The 21,854-nt window shown below is 68.4% G+C and carries 21 protein-coding genes; 10 read left to right on the top strand and 11 right to left on the bottom strand.

All coding sequences use genetic code 11. The features are described 5' to 3' along the window. Positions 1 to 39: 39 nt before the first annotated feature. On the bottom strand, positions 40 to 2,721 hold the full coding sequence (locus Q4S45_RS06985; RefSeq protein ID WP_305510405.1) for a bifunctional acetate--CoA ligase family protein/GNAT family N-acetyltransferase: 2,682 nt from the start codon (positions 2,719 to 2,721) through the stop codon (positions 40 to 42). Between the two features lie 126 nt (positions 2,722 to 2,847). Here Q4S45_RS06985 and Q4S45_RS06980 point away from each other — a divergent pair, with 126 nt between their 5' ends. After that, complete coding sequence (locus Q4S45_RS06980; RefSeq protein ID WP_305510403.1) at positions 2,848 to 3,792, top strand: cation diffusion facilitator family transporter; 945 nt, start codon at positions 2,848 to 2,850, stop codon at positions 3,790 to 3,792. Here Q4S45_RS06980 and Q4S45_RS06975 read toward each other — a convergent pair. Both Q4S45_RS06975 and Q4S45_RS06970 read right to left on the bottom strand, forming a co-directional pair. Further along, positions 3,789 to 4,166 carry a hypothetical protein gene (locus Q4S45_RS06975; protein ID WP_305510401.1) on the bottom strand — a complete coding sequence of 126 codons (378 nt, stop codon included), beginning with the start codon at positions 4,164 to 4,166 and terminating at the stop codon, positions 3,789 to 3,791. The genes Q4S45_RS06980 and Q4S45_RS06975 overlap by 4 nt on opposite strands. 122 nt (positions 4,167 to 4,288) lie before the next feature. After that, positions 4,289 to 6,796: a penicillin-binding protein 1A gene (locus Q4S45_RS06970; protein ID WP_305510399.1), complete on the bottom strand. Its 2,508-nt coding sequence runs from the start codon at positions 6,794 to 6,796 to the stop codon at positions 4,289 to 4,291. 144 nt (positions 6,797 to 6,940) lie between these two features. Here Q4S45_RS06970 and Q4S45_RS06965 point away from each other — a divergent pair, with 144 nt between their 5' ends. Next, the gene (locus Q4S45_RS06965) at positions 6,941 to 8,353 is read left to right on the top strand and encodes a metallophosphoesterase (RefSeq protein ID WP_305510397.1); all 1,413 of its coding nucleotides are present in this window, start codon (positions 6,941 to 6,943) and stop codon (positions 8,351 to 8,353) included. A gap of 64 nt (positions 8,354 to 8,417) precedes the next feature. Here the strand turns inward: Q4S45_RS06965 and Q4S45_RS06960 are convergent, their stop codons facing one another. Genes Q4S45_RS06960 through Q4S45_RS06950 form a run of 3 tightly spaced genes read right to left on the bottom strand, consistent with a single transcriptional unit; the run spans position 8,418 to position 12,671 of the window. Then, positions 8,418 to 10,544, bottom strand: a complete 2,127-nt coding sequence (locus tag Q4S45_RS06960) for a heavy metal translocating P-type ATPase (RefSeq protein WP_374046082.1) — start codon at positions 10,542 to 10,544, stop codon at positions 8,418 to 8,420. 60 nt (positions 10,545 to 10,604) lie between these two features. Beyond that, positions 10,605 to 11,984 carry an ATP-binding protein gene (locus Q4S45_RS06955; protein WP_305510395.1) on the bottom strand — a complete coding sequence of 460 codons (1,380 nt, stop codon included), beginning with the start codon at positions 11,982 to 11,984 and terminating at the stop codon, positions 10,605 to 10,607. 3 nt (positions 11,985 to 11,987) lie between these two features. Further along, entirely contained in the window at positions 11,988 to 12,671 is a 684-nt protein-coding gene (locus tag Q4S45_RS06950; RefSeq protein ID WP_305510394.1) for a response regulator transcription factor, read from the bottom strand. Between the two features lie 195 nt (positions 12,672 to 12,866). Here Q4S45_RS06950 and Q4S45_RS06945 point away from each other — a divergent pair, with 195 nt between their 5' ends. Continuing rightward, entirely contained in the window at positions 12,867 to 14,072 is a 1,206-nt protein-coding gene (locus Q4S45_RS06945) for a pyridoxal phosphate-dependent aminotransferase (RefSeq protein ID WP_305510393.1), read from the top strand. Here the strand turns inward: Q4S45_RS06945 and Q4S45_RS06940 are convergent. After that, entirely contained in the window at positions 14,069 to 14,539 is a 471-nt protein-coding gene (locus Q4S45_RS06940; RefSeq protein WP_305510391.1) for an Rrf2 family transcriptional regulator, read from the bottom strand. The two genes, Q4S45_RS06945 and Q4S45_RS06940, sit on opposite strands and share 4 nt — an antisense overlap. 58 nt (positions 14,540 to 14,597) lie before the next feature. On the opposite strand from Q4S45_RS06940, the gene Q4S45_RS06935 reads away from it, so the two are divergent. Then, positions 14,598 to 14,981, top strand: a complete 384-nt coding sequence (locus tag Q4S45_RS06935; protein ID WP_308633170.1) for a SirB2 family protein — start codon at positions 14,598 to 14,600, stop codon at positions 14,979 to 14,981. 1 nt (position 14,982) lies between these two features. Here the strand turns inward: Q4S45_RS06935 and Q4S45_RS06930 are convergent, their stop codons facing one another. Further along, positions 14,983 to 15,570 (bottom strand): NAD(P)H-dependent oxidoreductase, encoded by a 588-nt coding sequence (locus Q4S45_RS06930; RefSeq protein ID WP_305510390.1) that lies wholly within the window; start codon positions 15,568 to 15,570, stop codon positions 14,983 to 14,985. Between the two features lie 124 nt (positions 15,571 to 15,694). On the opposite strand from Q4S45_RS06930, the gene Q4S45_RS06925 reads away from it, so the two are divergent. The 4 genes from Q4S45_RS06925 (at position 15,695) to Q4S45_RS06910 (ending at position 17,648) form a co-directional block, all read left to right on the top strand. After that, the gene (locus tag Q4S45_RS06925; protein ID WP_305510388.1) at positions 15,695 to 16,132 is read left to right on the top strand and encodes a universal stress protein; all 438 of its coding nucleotides are present in this window, start codon (positions 15,695 to 15,697) and stop codon (positions 16,130 to 16,132) included. A 10-nt stretch (positions 16,133 to 16,142) separates the two neighbouring features. Then, positions 16,143 to 16,589, top strand: a complete 447-nt coding sequence (locus Q4S45_RS06920) for a universal stress protein (protein WP_305510386.1) — start codon at positions 16,143 to 16,145, stop codon at positions 16,587 to 16,589. Between the two features lie 122 nt (positions 16,590 to 16,711). Further along, the gene (locus Q4S45_RS06915; RefSeq protein ID WP_305510384.1) at positions 16,712 to 17,176 is read left to right on the top strand and encodes a hypothetical protein; all 465 of its coding nucleotides are present in this window, start codon (positions 16,712 to 16,714) and stop codon (positions 17,174 to 17,176) included. Beyond that, positions 17,169 to 17,648: a universal stress protein gene (locus Q4S45_RS06910; protein ID WP_305510382.1), complete on the top strand. Its 480-nt coding sequence runs from the start codon at positions 17,169 to 17,171 to the stop codon at positions 17,646 to 17,648. Before Q4S45_RS06915 ends, Q4S45_RS06910 begins: the two co-directional genes overlap by 8 nt. Here the strand turns inward: Q4S45_RS06910 and Q4S45_RS06905 are convergent. Continuing rightward, positions 17,645 to 18,094: a pyridoxamine 5'-phosphate oxidase family protein gene (locus Q4S45_RS06905; RefSeq protein WP_305510380.1), complete on the bottom strand. Its 450-nt coding sequence runs from the start codon at positions 18,092 to 18,094 to the stop codon at positions 17,645 to 17,647. The two genes, Q4S45_RS06910 and Q4S45_RS06905, sit on opposite strands and share 4 nt — an antisense overlap. A gap of 125 nt (positions 18,095 to 18,219) precedes the next feature. Here Q4S45_RS06905 and Q4S45_RS06900 point away from each other — a divergent pair, with 125 nt between their 5' ends. Then, complete coding sequence (locus tag Q4S45_RS06900) at positions 18,220 to 19,422, top strand: acetate/propionate family kinase (protein WP_305510378.1); 1,203 nt, start codon at positions 18,220 to 18,222, stop codon at positions 19,420 to 19,422. A gap of 377 nt (positions 19,423 to 19,799) precedes the next feature. Here Q4S45_RS06900 and Q4S45_RS06895 read toward each other — a convergent pair whose 3' ends face one another. Then, complete coding sequence (locus tag Q4S45_RS06895; protein ID WP_305510376.1) at positions 19,800 to 20,192, bottom strand: TraR/DksA family transcriptional regulator; 393 nt, start codon at positions 20,190 to 20,192, stop codon at positions 19,800 to 19,802. A 66-nt stretch (positions 20,193 to 20,258) separates the two neighbouring features. Between Q4S45_RS06895 and Q4S45_RS06890 the strand changes: the two genes are divergently transcribed. After that, complete coding sequence (locus Q4S45_RS06890) at positions 20,259 to 20,990, top strand: SOS response-associated peptidase (protein ID WP_305510374.1); 732 nt, start codon at positions 20,259 to 20,261, stop codon at positions 20,988 to 20,990. 170 nt (positions 20,991 to 21,160) lie between these two features. Here Q4S45_RS06890 and Q4S45_RS06885 read toward each other — a convergent pair whose 3' ends face one another. Continuing rightward, positions 21,161 to 21,571: a hypothetical protein gene (locus Q4S45_RS06885; protein ID WP_305510372.1), complete on the bottom strand. Its 411-nt coding sequence runs from the start codon at positions 21,569 to 21,571 to the stop codon at positions 21,161 to 21,163. Between the last annotated feature and the right edge of the window lie 283 nt (positions 21,572 to 21,854).

Below are 21,854 nucleotides of genomic sequence, written 5' to 3'. Positions count from 1 at the left end.
TAGCCGGCCGCTTTCTTTGATCTGCATCAAAACGCGAAACTAGCCGAGCGGCAGGCGCAGTCGCATCGTGCCCTCCTCCGGCGCCGGCGTGACTTCGAAGCCGAGGCTTTTGACCAGCCGGATCACCCGGGTATTCTGCGGCAGCGCCTCGCCGACGATCTCGCGCGTGCCGCGGCTGCGGCAGTAGGCGATCAGCTTGTTCATCAGGATCCTCCCCAGCCCGTGGCCCTTCAGGTCCGAGCGCACGGTGACGGCGAATTCGGCCGCGACGTTGTCCGGATCGGCCACCACCCGCGCCACGCCCAGCGTCTCGGGCTGGCCGTCGGCGCCGGCGCGGGTGGCGATGAAGGCCATCTCGCGGTCGAAATCGATCTGGGTGAAGCGCGCCAGCTGCGATGGCGCCAGCTCGCGCAGGCGCATGAACATCCGGTAGCGCACGTCGTCGGGCGAAAGCGCGGCGAAAAACGCCAGGTGCGCCGGCCCGTCCTCGGGCACCACGGGCCGCAGCATCAAGTCGCGTCCCTCGAATTCGATGGTTTCTTCCAGCTCGCGCGGATAGGGGCGTATCGCCAGGCGGTCAAGCCCGCTGGCGCCGCGGCCGGCCGGCGCCACCCGCATGCGCGCGTCGAGCGCGACAGCGCCGGCGCTGTCGGCCAGCAGCGGATTGATATCGAGCTCGATCACTTCCGGTATGTCCGACACCAGCTGCGACACCTGGATCAGCGCCGACAGGATCGCCTCCATGTCGGCCGGCGGCCGGTTGCGGTAGCCCGCCAGCAGCCGCGCTACCCGGGTGCGGCCGACCAGGTCGCGCGCCAGCACCGAATTGAGCGGCGGCAGCGCCACGGCATGGTCGGCGGTGACCTCGACCGACACCCCGCCCTGGCCGAACAGGACCACCGGGCCGAACACCGGGTCGGTGGCGGCGCCGACGATCAGCTCGTGCGCCTCCGGCCTGCGCGCCATCTGCTGCACCGAAAACCCTTCCAGCCGCGCACCGGGCGCCAGCTCCCCGAGCCGCTTGACCATGCGCTGCGCGGCCGCGCGCACCGCTTCCGGCGAGTCGAGGTCGAGCGCGACCCCGCCGACGTCGGACTTGTGGATCACGTCGGGCGAGACGATCTTCACCGCCACCGGGAAGCCGATCTCGCAGGCCGCCTGCACCGCCTGCGCTACGTCCGGCGCCAGGCGCGTCTGCACCACGGGAATCCCGTAGGCCGCCAGCACCGCTTTCGATTCCGGTTCGGACAACTGCGCGCGCCCTTCCGCCAGCGCGCCCTCGATGATGCGGCGCGCGCCGTCGCGATCGGCCGCGGCATTGGCGACCGATGCGGCCGGCACCTGCATCAGCAGTTGCTGGCTCTGGCGGAAGTGCACGATCTGCAGGTAGCCGTTGACCGCGTCCTCGGGCGTATCGAAGGTCGCGATGCCGGCGTCGGAGCAGATCCGGCGCGCCTCGGCCACGGCGTCCCCGCCCAGCCAGCAGGCCAGCACATTGCGCGAGGCGCCGGACGCGAGCGGCGCGATCGCCCGCGCGATGTCGGCGCTGGGCACGATGGCGGTGGGCGCGTGGATGAACAGGATCGCGTCGTTCTGGCTGTCGGCCAGCAGCAGTTCGAGGGTCTGGCGATAGCGCTCGGCCGGCGCGTCGCCGATGATATCCACCGGGTTGGCGTGCGGCCAGGTCGGCGGCAGCACGGCGTCGAGCGCGCGCAGCGTGTCCTCCGACAGCGGCGCCAGCGTGCCGCCGCCGCACACCAGCGCATCGGTCGCCATGACGCCCGGGCCGCCGCCGTTGGTCATGATGGCCAGGCGCTCGCCGTGCAGGGGGCGCGCATGGGCCAGCGTTTCGACGGCGGCGAACAGGTCCTCGGTGGTCAACACGCGCAGCATGCCGGCGCGCCGGATCGCCGCATCGTACACGTCGTCGGCGCCGGCCATCGCGCCGGTGTGCGAGGCGGCGGCCTTGGCCCCTTCCGGCACGCGGCCCGCCTTCAGCACCACCACCGGCTTGCCGCGGGCGGCGGCCCGCGCGGCCGACATGAACTTGCGCGCGTGGTGCAGGTCCTCGATATATAGCAGGATGGCGCCGGTGTCGCCGTCGCTGGCCAGGAAATCGAGCACGTCGCCGAAATCGACGTCGGCGCTGTCGCCCAGCGAGATGAAGCGCGAGAAGCCGATGCCGCGCGACCTGGCCCAGTCGAGCACCCCGGTCACCAGCGCGCCCGACTGCGAGACGAAGGCGATCTTGCCGGGCAGTGCGTCGGTGTGGGCGAAGCTGGCGTTCAGGCCGATGCCGGGCACCAGCAGGCCGACGCAGTTCGGTCCCAGAAGCCGCAGCAAGGTCGGACGCGCCGCGTCGAGCGCGGCCTGCTGCAAGGTGACGCCCTGGGCGTTGCGCGCGCCCTTCAGGCCGGCGGTGAGCACGATCGCCGCGCGGCAGCCGCGTTCTCCAAGTTCGCGCACGATGCCCGGCACGGTCGCCGGCGGGGTGCAGATCAGGGCCAGCTCGGGCGCCTGCGGCAGGTCGGCCACGCTGCGGTAGCATGGCAGCCCGGCCAGCTCGCCGTATTTGGGATTGACGGGATAGACCGGCCCCTTGAAGCCCGCTCCGAGCAGGTTGCGCAGGACGGTGGCGCCCACGCTGCCAGGGCGCCCCGAGGCGCCGACCAGCGCCACCGATTGGGGCGCGAACAGGTGCTGCAGGTTGCGAACGCTCATGGTCAAAGTCCTCTCATCGCGAGCGTCCACTATACCGGATCGGCGGCGCGGGCCCATGCCGTGCGCGGCGTGAGGCCCCGGGCTTGTTACACTCATCGTTTCCATGCGTGCGGCACAGGGCGGCGAATGACAGAGCAGACCAAAGACGACAACAAGGCGGCCACCAAGAAGGTAATCTACGCGGCCGTCTTCGCCAACCTGGGCATCGCCGTCGCCAAGTTCATCGTCGCCGCCATCACCGGCAGCGCCGCGATGATGGCCGAAGGGATCCACTCCGCGGTCGACACCGGCAACGAAGTGCTGCTGCTGATCGGCGAGAAGAACGCCGCGCGCCCGCCCGACCAGGCCCACCCCTTCGGCTACGGCAAGGTGGTGTACTTCTGGGCGCTGATCGTCGCGCTGTCGGTGTTTTCCCTTGGCGGCGGCTTGTCCATCTACCGCGGCGTGCATGGCCTGATCGATCCGGAACCGATCGAGAACGCGCTGTGGAGCTATGTGGTGCTGGCGGTCGCCGCGGCCTTCGAAGGCTACAGCTGGAACCTGTCGCGCCTCGGCCTGAACAAGTACCGCAAGGATGGCGACAACCTGTGGCAGGCGGTCCGCGCCAGCAAGGATGCGGCGGTGTTCACCGTCTTCATCGAGGACACGGCGGCGCTGGCCGGCGTGCTGGTCGCGGCCGCGGGCATCGGGCTTGGCCAGCTGTTCGACAACGACCTGTTCGACCCGGCCGCCTCGATCGTCATCGGCCTGCTGCTGGTCTGCGCCGCCTTCACGCTGGCGCGCGAGACCGGCGCCCTGCTGGTGGGCGAGAGCATCGGGCGGGAGGAAACCGGCGAACTGCGCGAGATCATCAACGCCGATCCGTCGATCGACAAGGTGACGCGCGTGCTGACCATGCAGATGGGACCGGACGAGGTGCTGCTGACGGCGTCGGTGCAGTTCCGGCGCGGGATGCGCATCGACGAAGTGGAGCAGGCGATCGAGCGGCTGGAGAATGCGGTCCGCAAGCACAATCCCGCGGTGCGCACGCTGTACTTCGAATCGGCCGCGCTGCGCTCGTCCTGGACCTAGCGCTTGGCCGCTTCCGCCGGGGGCAAGGCCCGCAGCTTCGGCGCCTGATGCCCAAGTTCGCGCACGAGCGCGTGCGCCAGGCTGGCGCAGTGCCCCTTGACCAGGGCCGCGTCGATCGCCTCGCCGGCCAGCGCCCGCAGCGCCTCCGACTCCGCCACATCGCCCACCTGCACGGCCGCCACCACGCCGCGTCGGCGCGCCAGCGGCGCACCGACGAAGCGCACCCGCAGCCGCCTGTCGAGAACAAAGGTGCCGCACACCAGCGTGTCGATGCCGACATCGAAGATGACGCGGTCAATCACCTCGACGGCGCGCCTGACCACGTGGGCCTGGGTCTTGGGCTTGGGCGCGAACAGGCGTTTCAACAGGCGCATGGCAACTCCGGGGCGGATGCGAATTTATATTTCGACAACCTTATCCGATCCTCACGCGTCTTTCCAGCGCTAATTCACCGCACGCGCGTCTTTCGGCACGCGTGCAGTCATTACGCAACACCTTATTCGCCCGGAGAATCGGGCGGGCGCCGCTCCTGCTGGAACTGGCGGTCCTGCTGCTCCTGCCGCAGCTGGCGGTCGATGTCGCGCTGGCGGTCCTGCTGGATCTGCCGGTCCACTTCGGCGTCGCGATTGCGGCGGCGTTCCTCCTGGTCCGCCGGCGGCGGCGCTTCCTGCTCCTCGATGACCATCGGTTCCGGTTCCGGCTGCGGCGGCGGCACGCCGTCCTGGCGCATGTCCCCGCCCTCCTCGATCACCTCTATCTGCTGCGGCTCGTCGGCCGGCGCCGGCGCGATCTTCGGCCCGCCCGGGAACTGCGCGGCGCGATCGAGCTTGCCGCTGTCAAGCGCCGCTTTGAAGAAGTCGCCCACCAGCAGCACCGCGTTATGGCCGCCCTGGCCCCAGTAGGCACTGCGCATGGCCACGCGGTTGTCGTTGAAGCCGACCCAGGCGCCCGCGACCAGGTTCGGATGCATCAGGATGAACCATCCGTCGGCGTTGTTCTGGGTGGTGCCAGTCTTGCCGGCGACATCGCCGGAAATGCCGAAGCGGCTGCGGATCGCCGTGCCGGTGCCGCGGTTGATCACCCCGCGCATCATGTCGATCAGCGTCACGGCCGACGCCTGCGACATCGCCCGCTGCGGCGCCTGGGCGCCGAAGCGCGCGACGACCTTGCCCTCGCGGTCGGTGATGTGGGTGACGAACACCGGCTTGCGGTAGTCGCCCTGCGCAGCGATGGTGGCGTAGGCGTTGACCATTTCCAGCAGCGTCACCGGGCTGGTGCCCAGCGCCAGCGACGGCACCGGCTGCAGCTTGCTCTGGTTGATGCCAAGCGCTTTGGCCAGGTTGATGATGCCTGGCAGGCCGACGTCCTGCATGACCTGCGCGGTGATCGTGTTCTTCGAAAACACCAGCCCGTCGCGCATCGTCATGCGCCCGCCCGTGGTGCCGGTCATGTCGGTCGGACGCCAGATGGTGCCGTCTCCGGCCTTGATGTTCATGACCGCGTCCACATACGGATGGTCTGGCGTGAGCCCCTTCTCCAGCGCGGCGCCGTACACCACCGGCTTGAAGGTCGATCCCGGCTGGCGCGCGGCCTTGACCACGTGGTCGAACTGCTCGCGCTGGAAGTCGCGGCTGCCGACCCAGGCGCGCACTTCGCCGCTGGCCGGATCGAGCGCGACGAAGCCCGCCTCGAGGCGCGATTTGGCCGCGCGCAGGTTGGCGATGAAGGTGCGGTCGGACTTGAGCCGCTTGAGCGCGGCCGCCGGCGCCTCGCCGTCCTCGACCGCCTTGCGGTATTCGGCCGACTCGCGCACGAAGGCGTCCAGCAGCGCGCCGTGCGACTGCCAGAAATACTGGAAGGGATTGACCGAGCCGCGCGCGGCGGCGTAGGCGCCGGTCGAGCCGGAGGTGTTGACGCCCGGCTGGCTCCATTCGACGTCGGCCACCGCCTGCAGCGCGTTGGCCTGGCGGTCCACCGCGCGCAGCGCCGCCTGTTGCAGGTCGAAGTCCAGGGTGGTGTGCACCACCAGGCCGTCGAGCTGCAGGTTGTAGTCGTTCTCGTCGGCCCAGTCGATCAGCCACTTGCGCACGTAGGCCGTGAAGTGGGTGTCGGTGCCGGGACGCTCGGCTTGGCGCGAGAAGTGCACGCGCAGCGGCCGGCGGATCAGCTGCTTGTAGCGCGCGTCGTTGATGATGCCGGCCTTGACCATCTGCCCCAGCACCACGTTGCGGCGCTCGACCGAGCGCTCCGGATTGGTGACAGGGTTGTAGTAGTTAGTCCCCTTGAGCATGCCCACCAGCGTCGCGCTTTCGAGGATATCGAGCTGGGCGGCCGGCTTGTCGAAGTAGGTGCGCGCGGCCATCTCGATGCCGAAGGTGTTGTACAGGAAGGGCACCGTGTTCAGGTAGGCTTCGAGGATCTCGGTCTTGCTGTAGGTCGCTTCGATCTTCAGCGCCGTGATCAGTTCCTTGAGCTTGCGGTTCAGGTTGCGCGAGCGGCCGATCTCCTCGGGGAACATGTTGCGCGCGAGCTGCTGGGTGATGGTCGAGCCGCCCTGCGCGTCGCCCTTGAGACTGTAGAACAGCGCGCCGGCGGTGCGCTTGAAATCGATCCCGTGGTGGTCGTAGAAGCGCTTGTCCTCGGTGGCGACCAGCGCGGCGACCACGTTCGGCGACACCTGGGCCAGCTTCACGCGCTCCTGCAAGCCCTGGTCGAAGCTGGCCAGCTCCTTGCCGTCGGCCGACACCATCGTCGACGCGCGCGCGGCCCGCGCCTGCTTGAGGTCCTTGATACCAGGCGTGACCGGGATCAGGATCAGCACATACACCAGCAGCAGCGCGGCCAGCGCGGCGAACGCCCACAGCGCGACCAGCGCGGCGCGCGTCAGCGGCGGCCTGCGCATCAGGTAGGCGTGCGCCCGCGTGTAGCCGGACAGCGCCCTCTCCCGTGCGCCGCCGGCCACCTGCCTGAGTCGTTCCTGCGTGCGTTTGCTATGTTCGTTCACTATGCTTGTTCCGCGATTGATTGATCCCAACGGGCAAGTATATCCGACCCGCACCGAATCTCTGTTCGCTAGCGTACAGGCGATGGCCTCCATCGCGAGCGAGGCTCTGTGATAAATTGCACACTTTGCCCACCCGGTTTATCCATGTCCCTGTTCATACTTACGCCCTTGCGCGGCGCCCTGCTCGCCGTCTCCCTCGCACTGGCCGGATGCGCCGCGCCGGTCCGCCCTCCCGCGATGGCGTCCTTCGTGGTGCTGGGCGAGGATGGCGCCGCCGTCGCTCGCGTCGTCACGCAAGGCGCGGCGTGCCCGTCGATCCGCTTCGACCAGCGCGACGCCGCCATGGCCGTGCGCGCGCCGGCAGCGACGATCGCGCAGCGCCCCACCGAATCGGCGCCGGCGGATTCGAAACCGGGCGCCTTCCCCGTGCTCACCTGCGAGGCGCCCATCCCGGCCGGCACCGCGCAGGCAACGGTCAATGGCCACGCGCTGCCGCTGCCGCGCGCGCAGGTCAACCGCATCGTCGTCATCGGCGACACCGGCTGCCGGTTGAAGAAGAACAGCAGCGGCCCCGAATACCAGGACTGCAATCTCCCGGCGGCCTTCCCGTTCGCGCGCGTCGCCGCGCTGGCCGCCGACTGGCGCCCGGACCTGGTGGTGCACGTCGGCGACTACCACTACCGCGAGAGCGCCTGCCCGGCCGACCGTCCCGGCTGCGCCGGCAGCCCGTGGGGTTACGGCTGGGACGCGTGGGACGCCGACTTTTTCACGCCTGCCCGCAAGCTGCTCGACGCCGCGCCGTGGGTGGTCGCACGCGGCAACCACGAGTCCTGCACCCGCGCCGGCCAGGGCTGGTGGCGCTTCCTCGATCCGCGTCTGCTGCTGGCGGGCCGCGACTGCAACGATGCGGCCAACGACATGAAGGGCAACTTCAGCGATCCGTACGCGGTGCCGCTCGGCGCCGGCGCGCAGCTGATCGTGCTCGACACCTCGGCCACCTCTTACAAGGGCCTGGCCGCGGGCGACCCGCGCATGGCCAGGTACGGCGCGGACTACCGCAAGATGGACGAACTGACGCGCCGGGCGCCGTACAGCATCGCCGTCGATCACCATCCGCTGTTGGGGTTCGGCGCCGTCCGCAACAAGGCCGGCGAGGTCAGGCTGTTCGGCGGCGACAAGGGCCTGCAGGACGCGTATGGCGCGGTCGATCCGGGCATGATGCCGAAGGGCGTGAAGGCGCTGCTGTCGGGCCACGTCCACTTGTGGGAGCAGGTCAGCTTCTCGAGCGAGCATCCGACCCAGTTCGTCAGCGGCTTCTCCGGCACGGCGGAAGACATCGTGCCGCTGCCGGAGACCCTGGCGCCGCAGGACTCGCCGGCGCCCGGCGCGGTGGTGGCCAGCATCAGCTCCTGGATCGACGGCTTCGGCTACATGACGATGGAGCGCGCCGGCGCCGACGCGTGGACCGTCAGGGTGTGGGACCTCGACGGCAAGCTGCGCAACACCTGCGCGGTCACCGGCAGCAAGTCGTTATGCGAGATTGCGCATATCCGATAAGGAAATGGGGTCCGGTCCGCAGGAGCGACGGGGACGCCGAGTCCCCGGCTTCCTGACGCGGCGCCTACTGCATCGGCTTCCAGCGCCGCAGCAGCAAGGCGTTGGTCACCACGCTCACTGAGCTGAACGCCATCGCCGCGCCGGCGAACACCGGGTTCAGCATCCCCATCGCGGCCAGCGGCAGGCCGACCACGTTGTAGGCAAACGCCCAGCCCAGGTTCTGGCGGATCTTGCGCCAGGTCCGGTTCGAGATCGAGATGGCATCGGCCACCAGCGCGGGATCGCCGCGCATCAGCGTGATGCCGGCGGTGTGCATCGCCACGTCGGTGCCGCTGGCCATGGCGATGCCGATGTCGGCCGCGGCCAGCGCCGGCGCGTCGTTGATGCCGTCGCCGACCATCGCCACCTTGCGGCCGGCGCGCTGCAATTCTCCGATCACCCGGCTCTTGTCGGCCGGCAGAAGCCCGGCGCGGAAATCGTCGATGCCGGTCGCCGCCGCCACCGCAGCGGCGCTGCCGGCGTTGTCCCCGGTGAGCATCACGCACTTGACGCCCATGCGCTCCAGCCGCACCACCGCCTCCCGCGCCGACGGCTTGACCGCGTCACCGAAGGCCAGCACGCCGGACAGCCGGATATCGCCCGGCACGCCGGCCGCCAGCCACGACACGGTGCGTCCCGCTTCCTCGTCGCCCACGGCCACACCCAGTTCGTCCATCAGGCGCCGGTTGCCCAGATAGACCACGCGCTCGCCGACCATGGCTTTGACGCCGCGCCCCGGCAGCGCCTCGGCGCCGCGCGCGGCCGGCAGCGCCAGCCTGGCCGCCTGCGCCGCATCGGCCACCGCCTTGGCCAGCGGATGGTCGCTGAACTGCTGCACCGCCCACGCCAGCGCCAGCGTCTCGTCGGCGCCATCGACCGAAACGAGCGCGGGCTTGCCCTCGGTGAGCGTGCCGGTCTTGTCGAACACCACCACATCGACCGCATGCGCCGTTTCGAGCGCCGCCGCGTCCTTGATCAGGATGCCGTGACGCGCGGCCACTCCGGTGCCGGCCATGATCGACACTGGCGTGGCCAGCCCCAGCGCGCACGGGCAGGCGATTACCAGCACCGAAATCGCGTTGAGCAGCGCCTGCTGCCAGTCGCCGCCCGCCAGCCCCCAGCCGAACAGGGTAATGGCGGCAATGACCAGCACCACCGGCACGAACACCGCGCTGACCTTGTCCACCAGCCGCTGGATCGGCGCCTTGACCGCCTGCGCATCCTCGACCATCTTGATGATCCGCGCCAGCATGGTGTCGGCGCCGACCGCGCTGGCCTCGACCACCAGCAGGCCGTCGGCGTTGACCGCGCCGCCGGTGACGCGGCTGCCGGGATGCTTAGCCACCGGCATGCTTTCGCCGGTGAGCAGCGATTCGTCGACCTGGCTCGATCCTTCCACCACCACCCCGTCGGTGGGCACGCGCGCGCCGGGACGCACGACGACCGTGTCGCCCACCAGCACCGCGCCGATCGGCACCACCACGTCCTGGCCGCCGCGCCGCACCACCGCTTCCGGCGCGCGCAGCGACTCGAGCGCGCGGATCGCCGCGATCGCCTGGAATTTGGCGCGCGCCTCCAGCCATTTGCCGAGCAGGACAAGCGTGATCACCACGGCGGAAGATTCGAAATAGAAGTGGCCGGCGCGGTTCGCCAGCAGCAGATACAGCGACAAGCCGTAGGCCGCGCTGGTGCCGATCGCCACCAGCAGGTCCATGTTGCCGCTCCATGCGCGCGCGGCGTGCCAGCCGGCCCGGTAGAAGCGCGCGCCCAGCCAGAACTGCACCGGCGTCGCCAGCGCCAGCTGGACCCATCCCGGCAGCATCCAGTGGATGCCGGCCAGTTGCAGCAGCATCGGCGCGGCCAGCGGCAGCGACAGCAGCGCCGATGCCGCCACCGGCCACCAGGCCGGCAATTCGCGCGCGGGCGGCGCCGCTTCCGGCAGCACCTCGGCGGCCGCGTAGCCGGCACGCTCGATCGCCTCGACCAGCGTCGCCGGGCTGACCTGGTTCGCCAGCGCGACGGTTGCCTGCTCGGTGGCCAGGTTGACGCTGGCCGCGCCCACGCCCGGCACCTTCAGCAGCGCGCGCTCGACCCGCGCCGAACACGACGCACAGGTCATCCCGTCGATCTTGAATGTCAGCGAATTGTCCAAGTCTCCTCCCGGTCGAAAGGAAAGAAGGATAAACCTTTCGCGGCCGCCGCGCTTGCGGCCCTACACGGCGCCGGCCAGCGGCAGCGTGATGTCCACCCGCAGTCCGCCGCCTTCGCGGTTGCTGGCGCTGATGGCGCCGCCGTGCGCGCCGATCACGCGCCGCGCGATCGCCAGCCCGAGCCCGTGGCCATCGACGCCGCCATCGTCCTGGGCGCGGTAGAACGGCTCAAAGATCGACGCAAGCTGCTCCGGCGCGACGCCGGGCCCGCGATCGAGCACGGAGATGCGCGCCTGGCCGATGTCCGCGCCCAGCTCGATGCACACCGTGCCGCCTTCGGGACTGTGCTTGATCGCGTTGCGCACCACGTTCTCGATCGCGCGCGACAGCAGGTCAGGCGCGCACCGCACGCCGACGAGAGCCATGCCCTTCACCTCGATGCTGCGCCCTTGCTGCCCGGCCTCGAAGCGGGCGTCCGCCACGATGTCCTCGACCAGCTCCATCAATCCCACTTCTTCCATCGGCGGCATGGCGGCCGACACTTCGAGGCGCGACAGCGTCAGCAGCTCGCCCACCAGTTTGTCCATGCGCACGCTTTCGCGCTCGATGCGCTCGAGCGACGCACAGATCTTGTCGGGCTGCTGCTGCGCCAGGCCGATGGCCGCCTGCAGCCGCGCCAGCGGCGAGCGCAACTCGTGCGACACGTCGTGCAGCAGGCGCCGCTGCCCTTCCATCAGCGAACGCAGGCGCCCAGCCATGCTGTCGAAGTCGCGGCCAAGGTCGTCGAGTTCGTCGTCGCGCACCCGCCGCGGCGCATCGAAGCGCGGCGACAGGTCGCCGGCCGACGCGGCCTCGAACGCGCTGCGCAGCGCGCGAATCGGCCGCGAGAAGTACCACGCCAGCAGCCCCGCGAACAGCAGCGACGCCACCGTGGCCCCGGCGATGGACATGAACGGAAAACCCTTCCCCGGAGGGCCGCCAGGTCCGCCCGGACCATGCGGTCCGCCATGGCCGCCAGGGCCGCGGCCGCGCATCGAGCGCACGAACACCAGGTAGCGCGCGCCGTCGGGGGCGGTCAGCGTGCGCACCACCCGGTGCCGCGGCGTGCCGTCTTCCAGCACCTTTTCGGCCTGCGCGCGCGCTTCGGGCGGCACGTCCCTGCCCAGCATGTCGCGGCCCTCCGCATCGATCACGAAGATACTGTTGCGCGCTTCCGAGGCGACCAGGTCGCGCAGCGCGGCGGAGCCGCCGTGCGCCAGCGTGGCGGCGGCCGCGTCGATCATGAATTCGGCCGACGGCCCCATGTCGATCGCGCGCGGCATGGCGGCGGCCTGCTGCATGCGCGCCTGGTCGCGCAGCCAGAACACGGTGCCCACGCCAATCGTCGTGGCCAGCTGGGCGAGCAGGATGCAGGCGAAGAACTTCCAGAAAAGGCGGCCCATGCGCTACTCGCGAATCAGCTGGTAGCCGACCCGGTACACGGTCTGCAGGCAGGAGCGCCCGTCCGGCAGCGTGCCGAGCTTGTGGCGCAGGCTGGAGAGGTGGACGTCGATGTTGCGGTCGAAGCGCGCCAGCGGCCGGCCCAGTCCCTGCTCCGACAGGTCGTTCTTGCTGACCGGGCGCCCGGCGTTGCGCGCCAGGACTTCGAGCAGGTTGTATTCGGTGCTGGTCAGCTCCAGCGCTTCGCCGTCCCAGCTGGCGCGGCGCTGCTCGGGCTGCATCGTCAGCCTGCCGACGGTGAGCGTGATCGCCCCTTCGCCGCGCGCGCCCTGGGTGCGGCGCAGGATCGCTCGGATGCGCGCGGTCAGTTCGCGCGGCGTGCACGGCTTGGTGACGTAATCGTCGGCGCCCAGCTCGAGGCCGACGATGCGGTCGGTGTCGTCGCCGCGGCCGGTCAGCATCAGCACCGGCAGATGGCTGGAGGCGCGGATGCGGCGCAAGGTTTCCAGTCCGTTCATGTGCGGCATCATCACGTCGAGCACGGCGATGGCGTGCTGGCCCGACAGCGCCTCGCGCGCGCCGGCCACGCCGTCATGCGCGCTGGCGACCACGAAGCCTTCCTGCTCCAGGTATTCCTGGAACATGGCGACCAGTTCGACGTCGTCGTCGATGAGGAGAACGTTGTTCATCGGTCCATCATAACAAAGGGCGCCGCCATGGCCATTGCGCCGGGTGCGATCTTTACCTGTCTTTACAACTGCTGGCCGCGTTTTAAGATGGGGTCAGGTCCGCAGGACCAGACCCCGATGGGCGGCCGTCGCGGGCGGGGGCGCGTGCGCTTCGTATAAGATAGCGCTTTTCCCCAGCAGCGGATGAGGAGTAGCATGTCGGACAGAGTCGAAGCGAAAGCGGCGCACGCCTTGCAGGTAGCGCAGCGCGTCCACGCCATCGCGCCGTTCCACGTGATGGAAGTAGTGAAGGCGGCGGGCGAACTGGCCCGCTCCGGCGTGGACGTGATCAGCATGAGCGTCGGCGAACCCGATTTCACCGCGACCGAGCGCGTCGCCCACGCCGCCGTCGAAGCGATCCGCGCCGGCTCCACCCAGTACACCGACGCGCTTGGCCTCACGCCGCTGCGCGAGGCCATCGCCGCCCACTACGCCAGCGCCTTCGGCCTGGCGGTCGATCCGCGCCGCGTTGTCGTCACGGCGGGCGCCTCGGCCGGCCTGCTGCTGGCCTGCGCAGCGCTGGTCGGCGAAGGCGACGAAGTGCTGATGCCCGACCCCTGCTATCCGTGCAACCGCCATTTCGTCTCGGCCTTCGGCGGCAAGCCCGTGCTCGTGCCGTCGGACGCCGCCCAGCGCTACCAGCTGACCGCGCGCGACGTCGAACAGCGCTGGGGCGAACGCACGCGCGGCGTCATCGTCGCCTCGCCGTCGAACCCCACCGGCACCTCGATGACCGGCCCGCAAATGCAGCAGATGCTGGCGAGCGTTCGCGCGCGCGGCGGCTTTGCCATCGTCGATGAAATCTACCAGGGCCTGTCGTTCGACCACGCGCCGCAGAGCGCCCTGCACTTCGACCCGGATGTCGTCACCGTCAACAGCTTCTCGAAGTACTTCAACATGACCGGCTGGCGCTTGGGCTGGCTGGTGGTGCCCGAAGCGCTGGTGCCGGTATTCGAGAAACTGGCGCAGAACCTGTTCATCTGCCCTTCGGCGATCGCGCAGCACGCGGCGCTGGCGTGCTTCCATCCCGAGTCGATCGCCACCTACGAGGAGCGCCGCCTCGAATTCAAGCGGCGCCGCGACTTCCTCGTGCCGGCGCTGCGCGAACTGGGCTTCCAGGTGCCGGTCATGCCGGACGGGGCGTTCTATGTGTATGCCGACATCAGCCAGGTCGCGCACCAGGATGCGGGCGACAGCGCGGCGTTCTGCATGGCGGTGCTGCGCGATACCGGCGTGGCGATCGTGCCGGGCGCCGACTTCGGTTTCGCGGCGCCGCAGAAGCACGTGCGGTTTTCGTACGCGACGAAGTATTCTCGCATCGAGGAAGCGGTGGAACGCCTCGGACGCCTGCTCGGCCGCTAGAGCGTCACCGGCTCGCGCGGATGGAAGATCACCGGGCTGACCGCGCCCGGCCGTTCGGCGGTCTTGACGTTGACCAGCATGTCGGCCAGCGTGACGCCATCGAGCACCTTGAGGTAGGCCGCGGTGGCCGCGCCCAGCACGCCCTTCAGCGTGCACGATGCGGAATACGCGCAGCCCACGTTGTTCGGATCGAAGCACTCGGCCATGTAGAAATCGGTCTCGGTGTTGCGCACCACCTGGCCGATGTTGATGTCGGCCGGCTCGCGCTTGAGGCGCAGGCCGCCGTTGCGGCCGCGAACGGTCTCGACCATCCCGCTCACGCCGAGCTGATGCACCACTTTCATCAAGTGGTTCTTCGAGATGCCGTGCAGGTCCGCGATGTCCTGGATCGTGACCAGGCGGTCGCGGTTCAGGCCCAGGAAGATCAGGCTGCGCAAGGCGTAGTCGGTGTAGGAAGTCAGTCTCATCGTAGGCTGGCCGTTAGTAAGAGCAAACAGTATACATGTATCAGCGAATGGACGACCAATGATCGATTATCTCACCCTCAAGCATTTCCACATGAGTTGCGCCGCCGCCAGCGGCAGCCTGTTCCTGGTGCGCGGCGCCTGGATGCTGCGCGAATCGCCGCGCCTGCACGCGCGCTGGGTGCGCGTCGCCCCGCACATCATCGACACCTTGCTGCTGGCCAGCGCCATCACGCTGGCGGTGTGGAGCGGCCAGTATCCCGGCGCGCAGGGCTGGCTCACCGCCAAGGTCGCGGCGCTGATCGCCTACATCGTGCTGGGCACCATCGCCCTCAAGCGTGGACGCACCAAAATGGTGCGTTTTTCCGCCTTTCTCGCCGCGCTGGCCGTGTTCGGCTACATCGTCGCCGTGGCCGTGACCAAGCAGCCCAATCCGTTCGGCTGACTCACACCGCGCCGCGCCCGAGCGCCTGCATCCGGTCGAGCCAGCGCGCCGCCACGCGCGGTTTGAGGTTACCGGTCATGCCGATCAGGGTGTCGCCGACCGGCGCGATGCCGACGAACCCAAGCACGTTGCGGCGCAAGGACTTGACGCTGTGGGCGCGAAAATACACCCGGTAGACGATGGCGGGCATCCCCATCGTCACCACCAGCCGCCCCGACCGTCCCTTCAGGCCTTTCCTGGCGAACGGATTCTTGCCCTCGGCCGAAAACGCGAAGCCGGGACGGGCGACCTGCTCGAGGAAGCCTTTCAGGATGGCCGGCATGTCGCCCAGCCACAGCGGAAAGAAGAACACGATGTGCTGCGACCACAGGATGTCGTCCTGGGCCTGCTGCAGGCCGGCGGGCAAGGCGCCGTGCTCCCAGTCGTGCTGGCTGCGCAGCAGCGGAAAGTCGAGCGCGCCGACGTCGATCCGGCGCAGCGCGTGCCCACCTTCGCGCACGCCGCGCGCATAGGCTTCCTCCAGCGACCGGCACAGATGGCCGGGCGCCTGGTCGGGGTGCCCCTGTATCAACAAGACCCGTTTGCCCATCGCCGATCCCCATGCGGCGCGCCGCCGCCGCATGTCCAGTGTACCCCCACATGACGCTTTGATGTGCATCAAGGACGGCCCCGCGCTGGACAGTGAGACTGTCAGTTCACGTTGGGAGCACGCCATGTTCAAACGAATCCTCCTGCCCACGGATGGCTCCGAGCCGTCCCAGCGCGCGATCCTGGCCGGCATCCGCTTCGCCAAGGATCTTGGCGCCGAGGTGGTCGGCCTGACGGTCATCCCGAAGTTCCATACCTTCACCTACAAGACCGAAATGCTCGAGGACACTCAGAGCGAATACGCGGTCGAGAGCCGAAAGCACGCCGACGAATACCTCAAGTTCATCAGCGGCGCCGCGCAGGAAGCCGGGGTGCCGTGCAGCACCGAGCAGGTGGTGTCGGATGATCCGTACGCGATGATCCTGTCCACCGCGCGAGACCGCCATTGCGACCTGATCGTCATGGGCTCGCACGGGCGCCGCGGCGTCAAGGGCGTGCTGCTGGGCAGCGAAACGCAAAAGGTGCTGGTGCACGGCAGCATCCCCGTGCTGGTGTACCGCTGAGGAGACTGCCATGTACAAGCGCATCCTGGTTCCCACCGACGGCTCGGCGCTGTCGCTGCAGGCCGCCGAGGCCGCGGTGGCGTTCGCGCGCGGCGTCGGCGCCGAGCTTGTCGCCGTGTCGATCGCCCAGCCTTTTCCGATGATGGCGGCCGAAGCGGTGGCGATCTCCGGCTCGGCGATGGGTACCGAGGAACTGATGAACCAGGCGGCCGACAACGTCGCCAAGGTGGCCGCGCTGGCGGCCGCGGCCGGCGTGCCCTGCCACGGCATGACCTCGCTGGCTTTCTTTCCGCACGAGGAAATCATCAACGCCGCGCGCGACCAGCAGTGCGACCTGATCATGATGGCCTCGCACGGCCGCCACGGCCTGTCCAAGCTGATCGCCGGCAGCGTCACGCAAAAGGTGCTGGCCGACTCGGCCATCCCGGTGCTGGTGCTGCGTCCCGGGGCGAGCTGAGGTACGAAATCCTTCGAAGGCGCCGGCATCTTTGATGTGCATCAAGGATGCCGGCGCCGCCGCGCGCCCACACTGGGAGTGGAGGCCACGCTCCACGCCCCCGTTTTGCGAAGGAAGTCATCATGAATTTCAGTTCAACGCCGTGGCGGGCGCGCAACGTCGCCGGGAGGATGCGCGAAGCCCGGGCCTGCCTGTCCGAGCGCATGGAGCGCCTCGCGCACACGCCGGACGAGCGGTTCGCCGACGGCTTCACCGAGCTGATCGCCGAGCTCGAAGCGAACTTCCGCGACGAGGAAGCGGCGATGGAAGCGCTCAACTACCCGGCGCTGCGCGGCCACCGCGAGCAGCACGCGCGCGCTCTCTCGGCCCTGCATCACGCGCAGCCGCAGGTCGAAGGCGGCGACGTCGGGCTCGGGCGCGAGGCGCTCGGGCTGCTGCCGGCATGGCTGCTGCTGCACCGCTCGACGATGGACCTGGCGCTGGCCGGCGCGGGCCTGCAGCGCAGCGCGCGCCTGCGCCGCCACGACGACTACCTGGCGCCGGCCGCCCGCCCTGGCCGCCACCACAAGGGGCGCGCCCATGTTTAGCCACATCCTGCTGCCGACCGACGGCTCGCCGGCGTCCGAATCGGCGGTGCACGCCTGCATCCAGATGGCGCGCGAACTGGGCGCCAGCATCACCGCCATGCACGTGATGCCGGTGCTGCACATCTTCACCTACGAGCCGGGCGTGACCGAGTCGGTGCACGAGCAGGTCAAGCGCGAACGCGAGCGCCACTCGCAGAAGTACCTCGAACTGGTAGAGCAGCGCGCCGCGGCGGCCGGCGTGGCCTGCCACACGGTGCTGGTGACGTCGGATTATCCGTACGAGGCTATCATCGACACGGCGCGCACGCGCCATTGCGACCTGATCGCGATGGCCTCGCACGGCCGGCGCGGCGTCAAGGGGATGCTGATCGGCAGCGAGACCCAGCGCGTGCTGACCCACAGCGCCATTCCCGTGTTGGTGTACCGAAACGGCGCCAGCCCGGCCGGCATCCACGCCACCTTCCTCAGCTAGGCGGCGACCTGCTCGGTGTGGCCGAAGCCTTTCGAGTAGTCGAGCATGGAGATGACCTGCGGCGTGATTTTCAGGAACGCCATCTCGCCGGCCATGGGCGCATCGCTCCACTCGGCGATTTGCGGGAAGCGCTTTAGCAGGCAGGCCTTGGCGGCGGCGATGCCGGCGTCGTCCTCGACGATCTGCGCCAGCGCGCTCATCGACAAGCCCTTGATGTCGCGCCAGTCCTGGTACGGCAGGTTGATGGTCAGCGACACCTTGTTGTTGGCGCGCACGTTGCTGGCTTTCTGGCTGTGCTTGCCGATGCCCACGTACAGGTTCAGCCCGTCGTGCGCATAGCTGACCGTGGTCGCTTGCGGATAGCCGTCCGGCCGCACCGTCGCCAGCGTCAGGTCGGTGGCGCCGTCGATCACCTGCAACACGAAATCCTTGAAAATCTGGTCCATGTTTCCTCCCGGTTCGTTGAAGTCGAGCACGATGATAGGAGCCGCACAGCCCGGGCGACTTTGATCCATATCAAGGTAATTTCACGGCCCCGTCAATACACTGGTCAATCTAGCAGGAGTCTGCCATGTCCACTTCCCAGTCCCGCACGATCCTGGCGGTCAACGCAGGCTCATCGACGATCAAGTTCGCGCTGTTCGATGCGGCGCCCGAGCCGCAGCGCGCGCTGGAAGGCTGCGTGGACGGCATCGGCTCCGGGCGCGGCTCGTTCAGCTGCCAAGGCGTCAATCCGATCGACACCTTCGCCCGCCATTTCGCCATTCCCGAACGCTTCAACGCGGCCCACGTCCTGATGGACTGGCTGGGCGAGCGCCTCGACCCGGCCTCGCTGGCGGCGATCGGCCACCGCGTCGTGCACGGCGGTCCCGGCTACTCGCAAACCCAGGCGCTGACGGTGGCCATGCGCGACGACCTGCACCGCCTGAGCGCGCTCGATCCCGAGCACCTGCCGCTCGAGCTTCTGATGATCGACACCCTGCACTTGCGCTTTCCCAGCGTGCTGCAGGTGGCCTGCTTCGACACCGCCTTCCACCACGCCATGCCGCGGGTGGCGCGCATCGTGCCCATCCCGCGCCGCTACGAGGCGCACGGCGTGCGCCGCTACGGCTTTCACGGCCTGTCGTGCGCCTACCTGGTCGACGAACTGGCGCGGCTGGCCGGCCCGGGCGTGGCCGCGGGGCGCGTGATCCTGACCCACCTGGGCAATGGCTCGAGCGTTACCGCTGTCCGCGACGGCAAGAGCGTCGATACCAGCATGGGCCTGACCCCGGCCGGCGGCCTGCCGATGGCGACCCGCTCGGGCGACGTCGATCCGGGCCTGGCCTGGTACCTGTCGCGCACCGAGCAGATGACGCCGGCCAAGTTCAACCACATGACCAACCACGAGTCCGGCCTGCTCGGCATATCGGAGACCAGCTGCGACATGCGCGTGCTGCTCGCCGCCCAGGAAGAGGACGAGCGCGCGGCCGAAGCGGTGGCGGTGTTCTGCTACCAGGCGCGCAAGACGATCTGCGCGATGGCCGCCGCGCTGGAAGGGGTGGACACGCTGGTGTTTTCCGGCGGCACCGGCGAGCATTCGGCCGAAGTGCGCGCGCGCATCTGCGACGGCCTGGCGTTCATGGGCATCCGGCTCGATCCGGCGCGCAACGCGCAAAACGCGCCGGTCATCTCCGCCGACGGCAGCACCGTGAGCGTGCGCGTGATCCATACCGACGAGCAGCGCATGATCGCCCAGGAAGTGCGCAGGGTGCTCGAGCACAGCGCTCCATGACGGGCGGCCCGGCGCGTCCGATGCACGCCTGGTAGCGCGCGGCGAAATTCATCCGCATGTCGTTCCTGCGCAGGCAGGAACCCATGCCGACTTCGCCTGGCCCGCCACGCTGACCGCTCGTATCCGGCCCGTCATTCCTGCGCAGGCAGGAACCCATGCCGACTTCGCCTGGCCCCCCACGCCGACCACTCCTATCCAGCCCGTCGTTCCTGCGCAGGCAGGAACCCATGCCGACTTCGCCTGGCCCCCCACGCTGACCGCTCGTATCCAGCCCGTCGTTCCTGCGCAGGCAGGAACCCATGCCGAGTTCGCTTGCCCCGCCACGCTGACCACAAGTTCAAAGTCAGCATCGGTTCCTGCCTGCGCAGGAACGACCCTCAACCGGGCCGCGGCGCGGCGATATCCCCCGCCTCGATCTTCTGCTGGCACTCCAGGCAGGTCTGCGATGCCGGCGCGGCGCGCAGGCGGGGCAAGGGAATCGGCGCCCCGCAGACCGCGCACAGGCCGCCGACGCCGAAGTCGATGCGCTTGAGCGCCGCGTCGATCGCTTCGAGCTCGTCCATCGAATGGCGCAGCAGCGCCAGCTCAGTCTCGCTCAGCTGTTCGGCGGCGGCGCGGCTGTCGCCGTCGGCAAAATAATTGATCAGCTCGCGCTGCTGGTCCTCGTCGCGGCCGGCCAGGTGCGCGCGGATCGCCTCGAGCACGGTGGCGCGCTCGCGCCGCAACTCGTTCTCGAGTTCCTCCACGTCGGAAGGCGTCAACTGTCTCATGGCTGTCCTTTGAAATCGGCGCCGAGCGCCACCATCCAGTGTCGCGCCGCCCGCGGCCGGAGGTCTTTGACGCATATCAAACATGCGCCGGCTGGCGCGCCGGAAACGCGCTACCATACGCCCATGTGCGCCAACTACACTCCCACCCGCCTCGACGCGATCAGCCAGCACCACGGGCTCGAGCACGCCCTGTTCAATTTTCCCGCCGAAGCCTTTCCGGGCTACCTTGCCCCGATCATCCGCGAGTCGCGCGAGGTGACCGGCGCCATCGAGTGCGTGCCGGCGATGTTCGGCATGGTGCCGCACTGGGCCGACACCAAGCTGGCGCGCCAGACCTACAATGCGCGCACCGAAACCGTGGCGACCAAGCCCTCGTTTCGCAACGCGTGGAAGCGCAACCAGTTCTGCATCGTCCCGGCCGACAATTTCTTCGAGCCCTGTTACGAGACCGGCAAGCCGGTGCGCTGGCGCATTTCCGCGGCCGAGGGAACGCCGCTGGGCATCGCCGGGATCTGGGAATGGCGGGCCGCCGGTCCGGACGGGCTGCCGCTGCTGTCGTTCTCGATGCTGACGATCAATGCCGACGGCCATCCGCTGATGGACCGCTTCCACAAGCCTGGCGACGAAAAGCGCATGCTGGTGTTGCTCGAACCGCAACAGTACCAGGGCTGGCTCGAAGGCGCACTGGTCAATGAAGAAGAAGTCTATCGGCCGTGGGACGCCGAAAAGCTGGTTGCGGTGGCAGATCCGATGCCGCCGCGCGGCAAGGCAAAAGAAGCGGCGCCGGCACTGTTCTGAGACGTGGCATCCCGGGTCTGGATCTGCGGACGCGACCCTGGTTCCCGTTCAGAGGCCAGCATCTGGCTATGCCCGGGTGGCGCGCACTCACCGGCAACGGGAAAAGCACACGGTGAAGTTGGAATTTAGATGGTAGAGCCCGGCACCATGGTGCCCCTGGCTGCTCGCACTCATTCGTCCGGCGGTCCAAGCGGATACATCACTGGCGTCCCGCAATTCGGGCAACGCACATCGAAGCGCTGGCCGAATTTCGCCAAATATGGCTTAAAATCATTTCTGCATTTGAAGCAAAAGTGGGTTTGAAAATCGTGGTCTATCGGATTTTCATCGCGTAGTTCACCTTTTCGAAAAATTGCATACCACCCTGCGGAGCGTTCACTAATTCGCCGTCCGTCGAACTCCACAGCCGCAGTCACCGTTAAGCCGTCAGAATCAGCGAAAGTTAGCCGCATCCCTCGCCGTAATTTGACACCGTGACGACTCAAGCTTGCCAGCGTACCAAAACCCGTCAAATTTAAACAAAGCTTGTCATCGTCTGAGGAACAGGGCTCCGTACCGTTGAAGTCAGCAAATATTTTCATAGTTCAATCGTCACCTGTATGGATTAGGCTCCACTTTTTGGGCAACTTAGTCAGCACGATTCACTTCGATCCTTCCCCTACGAGCTTACTGACTCTTCGTAATGTGAGCGGTTCAGTGAAGAGAGGGTTGGCAAGCTCAAAAACTGCGTTCGCGACCCATTTTTCGCGACCGTTTTCGAAATTGATGTCCTCTCTGCTTTCAATCAAATTTGCCCAGAGCTCGATCGCCGAAGCATCCACCTCCCGTCAAGTGTCGGCGGAGCACATTCAAAATGTGTTCTCA

This window comes from Massilia sp. R2A-15 (genome assembly GCF_030704305.1).
GTDB lineage: Bacteria > Pseudomonadota > Gammaproteobacteria > Burkholderiales > Burkholderiaceae_D > JAFCUW01.
This window is presented reverse-complemented; position numbering and strand designations above follow the sequence as displayed.

What these genes read in the sequence shown, in the direction of transcription:
- Q4S45_RS06985 (WP_305510405.1), bottom strand. Translation starts at nt 2,721, where the DNA reads ATGAGCGTTCGCAACCTGCAGCACCTGTTCGCGCCCCAATCGGTGGCG.
- Q4S45_RS06980 (WP_305510403.1), top strand. Translation starts at nt 2,848, where the DNA reads ATGACAGAGCAGACCAAAGACGACAACAAGGCGGCCACCAAGAAGGTA.
- Q4S45_RS06975 (WP_305510401.1), bottom strand. Translation starts at nt 4,166, where the DNA reads ATGCGCCTGTTGAAACGCCTGTTCGCGCCCAAGCCCAAGACCCAGGCC.
- Q4S45_RS06965 (WP_305510397.1), top strand. Translation starts at nt 6,941, where the DNA reads ATGTCCCTGTTCATACTTACGCCCTTGCGCGGCGCCCTGCTCGCCGTC.
- Q4S45_RS06955 (WP_305510395.1), bottom strand. Translation starts at nt 11,984, where the DNA reads ATGGGCCGCCTTTTCTGGAAGTTCTTCGCCTGCATCCTGCTCGCCCAG.
- Q4S45_RS06950 (WP_305510394.1), bottom strand. Translation starts at nt 12,671, where the DNA reads ATGAACAACGTTCTCCTCATCGACGACGACGTCGAACTGGTCGCCATG.
- Q4S45_RS06945 (WP_305510393.1), top strand. Translation starts at nt 12,867, where the DNA reads ATGTCGGACAGAGTCGAAGCGAAAGCGGCGCACGCCTTGCAGGTAGCG.
- Q4S45_RS06940 (WP_305510391.1), bottom strand. Translation starts at nt 14,539, where the DNA reads ATGAGACTGACTTCCTACACCGACTACGCCTTGCGCAGCCTGATCTTC.
- Q4S45_RS06935 (WP_308633170.1), top strand. Translation starts at nt 14,598, where the DNA reads ATGATCGATTATCTCACCCTCAAGCATTTCCACATGAGTTGCGCCGCC.
- Q4S45_RS06930 (WP_305510390.1), bottom strand. Translation starts at nt 15,570, where the DNA reads ATGGGCAAACGGGTCTTGTTGATACAGGGGCACCCCGACCAGGCGCCC.
- Q4S45_RS06925 (WP_305510388.1), top strand. Translation starts at nt 15,695, where the DNA reads ATGTTCAAACGAATCCTCCTGCCCACGGATGGCTCCGAGCCGTCCCAG.
- Q4S45_RS06920 (WP_305510386.1), top strand. Translation starts at nt 16,143, where the DNA reads ATGTACAAGCGCATCCTGGTTCCCACCGACGGCTCGGCGCTGTCGCTG.
- Q4S45_RS06915 (WP_305510384.1), top strand. Translation starts at nt 16,712, where the DNA reads ATGAATTTCAGTTCAACGCCGTGGCGGGCGCGCAACGTCGCCGGGAGG.
- Q4S45_RS06910 (WP_305510382.1), top strand. Translation starts at nt 17,169, where the DNA reads ATGTTTAGCCACATCCTGCTGCCGACCGACGGCTCGCCGGCGTCCGAA.
- Q4S45_RS06905 (WP_305510380.1), bottom strand. Translation starts at nt 18,094, where the DNA reads ATGGACCAGATTTTCAAGGATTTCGTGTTGCAGGTGATCGACGGCGCC.
- Q4S45_RS06900 (WP_305510378.1), top strand. Translation starts at nt 18,220, where the DNA reads ATGTCCACTTCCCAGTCCCGCACGATCCTGGCGGTCAACGCAGGCTCA.
- Q4S45_RS06895 (WP_305510376.1), bottom strand. Translation starts at nt 20,192, where the DNA reads ATGAGACAGTTGACGCCTTCCGACGTGGAGGAACTCGAGAACGAGTTG.
- Q4S45_RS06885 (WP_305510372.1), bottom strand. Translation starts at nt 21,571, where the DNA reads ATGAAAATATTTGCTGACTTCAACGGTACGGAGCCCTGTTCCTCAGAC.